A 7,431-nucleotide genomic window follows, 5' to 3' on the forward strand; every position below is an offset into this window, starting at 1 on the left:
CTGCGTTTCCGACTCTATCAGACTCTTTCGTGTCCGATTCCCCGTCGGAGCGGGGTTTCGCTTTCCAGTTCTTCGCTTTCGCGCTTTCCCTTTCCAGCGGTTCCGACTTTATCAGATTCATTCGGCGGTGTTTCCCGCTTCCAGAATTCCGAAGACCTTCGGATTGGCCCTTCGCCTTTCGGCTGCTCACTACTTTAACCGCATCCCCGCCCTGCTCATAATCGAGCCGGTGAGTACAGAATTTCGGCATGCCGAAGCTCCGACCCGTCAGGGTTGTGATCGTGTGTAGTGGGTGGCCGCTTCGGAAGCTGCTGAACAGCAGGCCCCGTTGAAAGCGGCTCGGGCCACGTTAGGCGGCGCGCACAGCGGAGTCAAGTTCGGCGGCGGCGTGGAACGTGGGCCCGGTAAGGGCTGACCGAGGGGTCGCCGTCGATCCAGAAGCGCCAGGGGTGGGGCGCCCCGTCGCCGCCGACCCCGGTACGGGGACCGCTGCGGACCTGGTCTTTGGTGACCGGGGTTCCGGTGAGTACCGACAGCGGCCGGTCCGGGCCCGCGCAGACGTCCGTACCGTTGAGCGCGCGGTCCACGTCGAGGGCGGTGGCCAGGCGGGCCGGTCCTTTGGCCAGTTCTCTGTCGTGACGGGCCGAGAAGCGACGTTTACGTGCCAGCTCCGCGCCCACGCCGATCTCGCCGGCCCGCAGCAGCACCCCGCTCGCCCTGCCCTCGGGTCCGCAGACCAGGTTGAGGCAGTGCCACATCCCGTAGGTGAAGTAGACGTACGCGTGACCGGGCGGTCCGAACATGACCGCGTTGCGGGGCGTGCGGCCCCGGAAGGCGTGCGAGCCGGGGTCGATATCGCCCGCGTACGCCTCCACTTCGGTGAGCCGCAGCTCGATGGGCCCGTCGGGCGTCTCCCGTACCAGGGTCCGGCCGAGGAGATCGGGTGCGACCTCCAGGACCGCCCGGTCGAAGAACTCCCTGGGCAACGGCATACGGTCGGGGCTCGCCATCATGGCGTCCGAGCGTACCGGGGAACCGTCCGTGGCCGGATGGCGTATGTACGGGTCAGGGACCCGAAGGACTGAGTAGGAGTGACACATGGGCTTCAAGAAGCTGCTCGCGAGCCTGGGCGCGGGTGGGGCGACGGTCGAGACCGAGCTGACCGAGTCGAACGTCGTACCCGGCGGGGTGGTGCAGGGTGAGGTGCGGCTGGAGGGCGGCTCCGTGAACCAGCAGATCCAGGGGCTCTCCGTCGGACTCCAGGCGCGGGTGGAGGTCGAGGGCAACGACCAGGAGACCAAGCAGAACATCGAGTTCACCCGGCAGAGCATCGGCGGCGCCTTCGAGGTGCAGGCGGGGGCGGTGCACGTGGTGCCGTTCGGCCTGGAGATCCCGTGGGAGACCCCGGTCACGACCATCGACGGGCAGCCGCTGCGGGGCATGAACATCGGCGTGACCACGGAGCTGGACATCGCGCGGGCGCTGGACAACAGCGACCTCGACCCGATCAACGTCCACCCGCTCCCCGCGCAGCAGGCCATCCTGGACGCCTTCATCCACCTCGGTTTCCGCTTCAAGAGCGCGGACATGGAGAAGGGGCACATCCACGGGACGCGGCAGCGGCTGCCGTTCTACCAGGAGATCGAGTTCTTCGCGCCGCAGCAGTACCGGGGGCTGAACCAGGTCGAGCTGACCTTCATCGCGGACGACCGGGAGATGGACGTCGTCCTGGAGATGGACAAGAAGCCGGGGCTCTTCACCGAGGGCAGCGACTCGTTCCGCTCGTTCCAGGTGGGTCTGGGCGACTACCAGGGCACCGACTGGGCCGCGTACCTCAACCAGTGGCTCGCCGAGGTGGGTGGCCGTCGCAACTGGTTCTGAGCACAGCCTTTAGGCTCGGTCCGCCGACATCCGGCAGACGACAGCCGATATCCGGAGGTTCAGACGTGACCGACGCGACGAGGGCCCCGCTCCCTCATGACTTCCACCCGCCGGTGCCGTCGTTCACCGTGGTGAGCGATGACGTCGCGCCCGGGGCGGTCCTGAAGGACGCCCAGGTCCAGGCCGCCGGGAACACCTCGCCGCATCTGCGGTGGGAGGGGTTCCCGGCGGAGACCAGGAGCTTCGCCGTGACGTGCTTCGATCCCGACGCGCCGACCGGCAGCGGATTCTGGCACTGGGTGGTCTTCGACATCCCCGCGTCGGTCACGGAGCTTCCGGTCGCCGCGGGCAGCGGCTCGTTCGAAGGGCTGCCCGCCGGCGCCGTACAGGCGCGCAACGATTACGGGTCGAAGGACTTCGGGGGCGCCGCGCCGCCGCCCGGGGACCCGGCGCACCGCTATGTGTTCACCGTGTACGCGGTGGACGGTGAGCGGCTCGGTCCGGACAGCGACGCCTCTCCCGCGGTCGTCGGATTCAACCTGCGCTTCCACACGCTGGCGCGCGCCCAGCTCATCGGGGAGTACGCGGCGCCCGCCGGGAGCTGACCGTTTGCTTTTTGTTTGCCCTGCCCTGGTCTTGGAGAGATCAGGGCAGGGCATTTTTTATTGTGTTGTCCCTCTCGGCGCGCCCGGCCAGAGTTGATCCAAGCCCACAGCCTTGTCAGCCAGGTCAGGGGACGGGCGGCGAAACGCGGGAGGTGGACGGTATGCGGGACACGCTGGTACTGAATGCGAGCTTCGAGCCGCTGTCGACGGTGACGCTCAATCGTGCGGTGGTGCTGGTTCTCCAGGACAAGGCCGTGGTCGAGCAGGCCCATCCCGGTCTCCGTGTGCGTGCCGCCGCCCTGGAGCTTCCGGTGCCGCGTGTGATCAGGCTCTGCCGGTATGTCCGGGTGCCCTTCCGAAGACAGGCTCCGTGGTCGAGGCGGGGGGTCCTGATACGGGACCAGCACCGGTGTGCTTACTGCGGCCGGCGCGCGACGACGGTGGACCATGTGGTGCCGCGGTCCCGGGGAGGCGCGGACAGTTGGCTGAATACGGTGGCCTCGTGCGCCGAGGACAACCACCGCAAGGCGGACCGTACGCCGGATCAGGCGGGGATGCCGCTGCTGCACGCGCCGTTCGTGCCCTCCCCGGCGGAGGCGATGCTGCTGTCGCTGCGCGTCGGTGAGCGTTCCGAGCTGCCGCAGTGGCTGGCGGGGGTGCAGGTGCAGCCGGCCGCGTGAGGCTCAGCCGTATCTGCGGATCAGGAGCTGGACGATGGCGACGACGCCGACCGTCACGACCAGCGCGCGCAGGGCGGCGGGCGGCAGCTTGCGGCCGTACCGGGCGCCGAGCTGGCCGCCGAGGGCCGAGCCGATCGCGATGAGGACGACCGCGGTCCAGTCGAACTCGGCGACGAAGAGGAAGAAGAGCGCGGCGACGCCGTTGACGACGGCGGCGAGGATGTTCTTCACCGCGTTGAGGCGTTGCAGGGTGTCGTCGAGGAGCATGCCCATCAGGGCGAGGTAGATGATCCCCTGCGCCGCGGTGAAGTAGCCCCCGTACACGCTGGCGAGCAGCAGTCCGGTGAACAGGAGCGGGCCGCCGTTGGGTCCCGCGGTGGTGCCCTTGCGGGCGCGGCGGGCCTGGACGGCGCGGGCGAGCCGGGGCTGGAGGATCACCAGGACGAGGGCGAGGGTGACCAGGACGGGCACGATCGTCTCGAAGGCCGTGTGGGGCAGGAGCAGGAGCAGGGTGGCGCCGGCCAGTCCGCCGATGAGCGCGGCGACGCTCAGGCGCAGGACGCGGGGGCGCTGGCCCTTGAGTTCGGCGCGGTAGCCGATGGCTCCGCTGATCGAACCGGGTATCAGGCCGAGGGCGTTGGAGACGGTCGCCGTGACCGGGGGCAGTCCTGTCGCGAGCAGGACGGGGAAGGTGATGAGCGTGCCGGAGCCGACGACGGTGTTGATGGCGCCCGCGCTGATGCCCGCCGCGAAGACGGCGAGCATCTCCCAGATGGTCACGGTGTGCTGCCCTTCGTGCTGATCGGTGCCGGATGCACCGACCTCCGATCATGCACGAAGGGCGGGGGCGTTCTGTCGCGCGGGGTGCTCCGTCGGGCGGGGCGCTCAGTCGAGCGGGGTGTCCTGCCTGCGCTCCTTGCCGGTGTTGAAGCCGGGCATGCCGCCGCCGAGGTTGTCGAAGGCGCCGCTGAGTCCCTTGAGCGCGTCGCCGATCTCGCTGGGCACGATCCAGAGCTTGTTGGCGTCGCCTTCGGCGATCTTGGGGAGCATCTGGAGGTACTGGTAGGCGAGGAGCTTCTGGTCGGGGTCGCCGGCGTGGATGGACTCGAAGACCGTCCGGATGGCCTGGGCCTCGCCCTCGGCGCGCAGGGCGGCGGCCTTGGCCTCACCTTCGGCGCGCAGGATCGCGGACTGCTTCTCGCCTTCCGCGGTGAGGATCTGCGACTGGCGGATACCTTCGGCGGTGAGGATCGCGGCGCGCTTGTCACGGTCGGCGCGCATCTGCTTCTCCATCGAGTCCTGGATGGAGGTGGGCGGCTCGATGGCCTTCAGCTCGACGCGGTTGACGCGGATGCCCCACTTGCCGGTGGCCTCGTCGAGGACGCCGCGCAGGGCCGCGTTGATCTCCTCGCGGGAGGTCAGCGTGCGCTCCAGGTCCATGCCGCCGATGATGTTGCGCAGCGTGGTGACGGTGAGCTGCTCGATCGCCTGGATGTAGCTGGCGACCTCGTACGTGGCGGCGCGGGCGTCGGTGACCTGGTAGTAGATGACCGTGTCGATGTTGACCACCAGGTTGTCCTGGGTGATCACCGGTTGGGGCGGGAAGGGGACGACCTGTTCGCGGAGGTCGATCCGGTTGCGGATCGAGTCTATGAACGGGACCACGATGTTCAGGCCCGCGTTGAGGGTGCGCGTGTAGCGGCCGAACCGTTCGACGATGGCGGCGCTCGCCTGCGGGATGACCTGGATCGTCTTGATCAGGGCGATGAATACAAGCACCACCAGGATGACCAGGACGATGATGATTGATGGCATCGCGTTACTCGGGCCCTTCTCTGCCGGATGTTCCGATGATCCAGTTTCTCAGACCGCGGGGGAACGTGGTGACCGTTCGGCCGGGTTGAGTCACTTGACTGTCATGTCTGCCTGTTGTGGCTGGCTGTTGTGCCCGTCGCGTCCCGTGGTACGGCGTGAGGGCCGGATGGCCGGAAGCCGTTCACATGACGACGGCTGTCGCTCCGTCGATCTCGACCACGTCGACCTGCTGGCCGGGTTCGAAGGAGGTGGCCTCGTCGTAGGTGCGCGCGGACCACACCTCGCCGGCCAGCTTGATCCGGCCGCCTCTGGCGTCCACGCGTTCCAGGACGACGGCTTGACGGCCTTTCAGCGCGTCGATCCCGGTGGCGGACCCCGGGCTCGTCCCGGCGCGCTGCCGGGCGGCGTACGGGCGTACGGCGGCGACGAGCGCCACGGACACCACGACGAAGACCAGGACCTGGACCACCACTCCGCCGCCGAGGGCCGCGGTGATCGCGCCGGCGACCGCACCGGCGGAGAACATGCCGAACTCGGGCATCGCCGTGATGACGAGGGGAATGCCCAGTCCTACGGCGCCGATCAGCCACCACACCCACGCGTCGATTTCCACATGGTCATGGTAGGGGCGCGGGTCCCTGTCCCGACAGGGGCGATATCGGGTCAGAAGGCTCCCGATATGACGGAGGCTCAGCCGAGGGGCAGACCGTGCGCCGTCCAGCGGTCGTTGGTGCGCTCGACGACGAGCGGGAGCCCGAAGCAGAGGGAGAGGTTGCGGGAGGTCAGCTCGGTCTCCATGGGGCCGGCGGCGAGCACCTTGCCCTGGCGGATCATGAGGACGTGGGTGAAGCCGGGCGCGATCTCCTCGACATGGTGGGTGACCATGATCATGGACGGGGCGTACGGGTCGCGGGCGAGGCGGCCGAGACGGCGTACGAGGTCCTCGCGCCCCCCGAGGTCGAGGCCGGCGGCGGGCTCGTCGAGGAGGAGGAGTTCGGGGTCGGTCATCATCGCGCGGGCGATGAGGGTGCGCTTGCGCTCCCCTTCGGAGAGCGTGCCGAACCTGCGGTCGAGGTACTCGGTCATGCCGAGCCGGTCGAGGAAGGCGCGGGCGCGGCGCTCGTCGACCTCGTCGTAGTCCTCGTTCCAGGTGGCGGTCATGCCGTACGCGGCCGTGAGGACGGTCTGGAGGACCGTCTGGCGCTTGGGCAGCTTCTCGGACATGGCGATGCCCGCCACGCCGATCCGGGGGCGCAGTTCGAAGACGTCGACCTGGCCGAGCTTCTCGCCGAGGATCCGGACCTGGCCGGCGGTCGGGAAGAGGTAGCTGGAGGCGAGGTTGAGCAGGGTGGTCTTGCCCGCGCCGTTGGGGCCGAGGATGACCCAGCGCTCCCCCTCCTTGACCGACCAGGAGACATCGTCCACCAGAGCGCGTCCGTCGCGGACCACGGTTACGTCCACCAGCTCCAGTACATCGCTCATGAGCGCGTTGTCTCCCCATGCAATCGTCTTGAGGTATTCGGGTGCGCCTGTAGACGCGGACCCCCAGGGAAAACCTACGCCACCGGTCGAGTGGTCCGGCCGTGAGGTCTGTTACCTAGGCTGTGACCATGCTTTCGCAACCACGCTCAGGACTGCTGGCCGCATGGGGAAATGCCCTGTTGGCCGGATTTGTATCGCCGGACGACGCGGTGCTCGCCATGGTCGGCGAGGACGCGCTGCACCGGGTGGAGGGGCTGCCGGGCGAGACGGGGCCCGTGGGGCTGACGCTGGCGCTGGGGCGGCTGCGGACGCTCGGGGTGACCGGGTACCGGGTCGCGCTGCCCGCGCCGGGGCATCCGCTGGGGCTGTGCGGACCGCCGGAGTTCAATGCCCGCGCCCTGGACGCGGAGGAGGCCGTGATCGCCGTGGGGGCGCCGTACGGGCTGGTGCCCGAGGTGTCCGCGGTGGGCCCGGAGGGCGACCGCCATGTCGAGGTCCTCTGGCACTGCCTGCCGGTACGGGAGGCCCCGCCGGCGGACGTGCCCTCGCTCGGGGAGGCGGAGCGGGAGCTGTCGGAGGCACTGCGGGAGGCGGCGGAGGTGCTGTCCGGGCTGGACGTGGCGGCGTCGGGGCCGGTGGCCGAGGCGATCGTGGACGCGTACCGGGCGCGGGCGGAGGCGGGCCGTGAGGTGCTGGCCCCGGGGTATCCGCAGCGGGCGGTGCGGGTGCTGGAGCAGGCGCAGCGGGTGGGGCTGATGATCGAGCTGGCGTACGAGCACGGGCACGGGGGCGCGGTGAGCGCGTCGGAGATGGCGGCGCGGGGCGAGGCGCTGCGGCCGGTGGAGCGGTTCGCGCGGCGGGCGCAGGTGGCGTCGTACAACGCGTATGTGGAGGAGCGGGAGCGCAAGGGCCCCGGGGCGGGCGTCTGAACCTCCGGGAGGGAACCCCGGCGCTCCCCGCCCGGCATG

At 69.5% G+C, this 7,431-nt stretch carries 9 protein-coding genes; 4 read left to right on the forward strand and 5 right to left on the reverse strand.

The window, feature by feature from the left end:
* Positions 1-371 precede the first annotated feature (371 nt).
* Positions 372-1,013 carry a DNA-3-methyladenine glycosylase gene (locus ACFXPK_RS31970; RefSeq protein WP_385006474.1) on the reverse strand — a complete coding sequence of 214 codons (642 nt, stop codon included), beginning with the start codon at positions 1,011-1,013 and terminating at the stop codon, positions 372-374.
* Between the two features lie 85 nt (positions 1,014-1,098).
* Here ACFXPK_RS31970 and ACFXPK_RS31975 point away from each other — a divergent pair, with 85 nt between their 5' ends.
* The 3 genes from ACFXPK_RS31975 to ACFXPK_RS31985 all read left to right on the forward strand — a co-directional run bounded on the left by ACFXPK_RS31975 (position 1,099) and on the right by ACFXPK_RS31985 (position 3,166).
* Positions 1,099-1,881, forward strand: a complete 783-nt coding sequence (locus ACFXPK_RS31975) for a sporulation protein (RefSeq protein WP_385006476.1) — start codon at positions 1,099-1,101, stop codon at positions 1,879-1,881.
* Positions 1,882-1,946: 65 nt separating this feature from the next.
* Positions 1,947-2,486 (forward strand): YbhB/YbcL family Raf kinase inhibitor-like protein, encoded by a 540-nt coding sequence (locus ACFXPK_RS31980; RefSeq protein WP_385080663.1) that lies wholly within the window; start codon positions 1,947-1,949, stop codon positions 2,484-2,486.
* A gap of 161 nt (positions 2,487-2,647) precedes the next feature.
* Positions 2,648-3,166 carry an HNH endonuclease gene (locus ACFXPK_RS31985; protein ID WP_385006480.1) on the forward strand — a complete coding sequence of 173 codons (519 nt, stop codon included), beginning with the start codon at positions 2,648-2,650 and terminating at the stop codon, positions 3,164-3,166.
* Between the two features lie 3 nt (positions 3,167-3,169).
* Here ACFXPK_RS31985 and ACFXPK_RS31990 read toward each other — a convergent pair whose 3' ends face one another.
* The 4 genes from ACFXPK_RS31990 to ACFXPK_RS32005 all read right to left on the reverse strand — a co-directional run bounded on the left by ACFXPK_RS31990 (position 3,170) and on the right by ACFXPK_RS32005 (position 6,463).
* Entirely contained in the window at positions 3,170-3,946 is a 777-nt protein-coding gene (locus tag ACFXPK_RS31990) for a sulfite exporter TauE/SafE family protein (protein ID WP_385006482.1), read from the reverse strand.
* A gap of 105 nt (positions 3,947-4,051) precedes the next feature.
* Entirely contained in the window at positions 4,052-4,981 is a 930-nt protein-coding gene (locus ACFXPK_RS31995; RefSeq protein ID WP_030353811.1) for an SPFH domain-containing protein, read from the reverse strand.
* A gap of 181 nt (positions 4,982-5,162) precedes the next feature.
* On the reverse strand, positions 5,163-5,594 hold the full coding sequence (locus ACFXPK_RS32000; RefSeq protein ID WP_385006484.1) for an NfeD family protein: 432 nt from the start codon (positions 5,592-5,594) through the stop codon (positions 5,163-5,165).
* A 77-nt stretch (positions 5,595-5,671) separates the two neighbouring features.
* The gene (locus ACFXPK_RS32005) at positions 5,672-6,463 is read right to left on the reverse strand and encodes an ABC transporter ATP-binding protein (RefSeq protein WP_385006486.1); all 792 of its coding nucleotides are present in this window, start codon (positions 6,461-6,463) and stop codon (positions 5,672-5,674) included.
* Positions 6,464-6,591: 128 nt separating this feature from the next.
* Between ACFXPK_RS32005 and ACFXPK_RS32010 the strand changes: the two genes are divergently transcribed.
* Positions 6,592-7,392 (forward strand): hypothetical protein, encoded by an 801-nt coding sequence (locus ACFXPK_RS32010; protein WP_385006488.1) that lies wholly within the window; start codon positions 6,592-6,594, stop codon positions 7,390-7,392.
* Positions 7,393-7,431 lie beyond the last annotated feature (39 nt).

This window comes from Streptomyces sp. NPDC059142, from assembly GCF_042755665.1.
Lineage (GTDB): Bacteria > Actinomycetota > Actinomycetes > Streptomycetales > Streptomycetaceae > Streptomyces.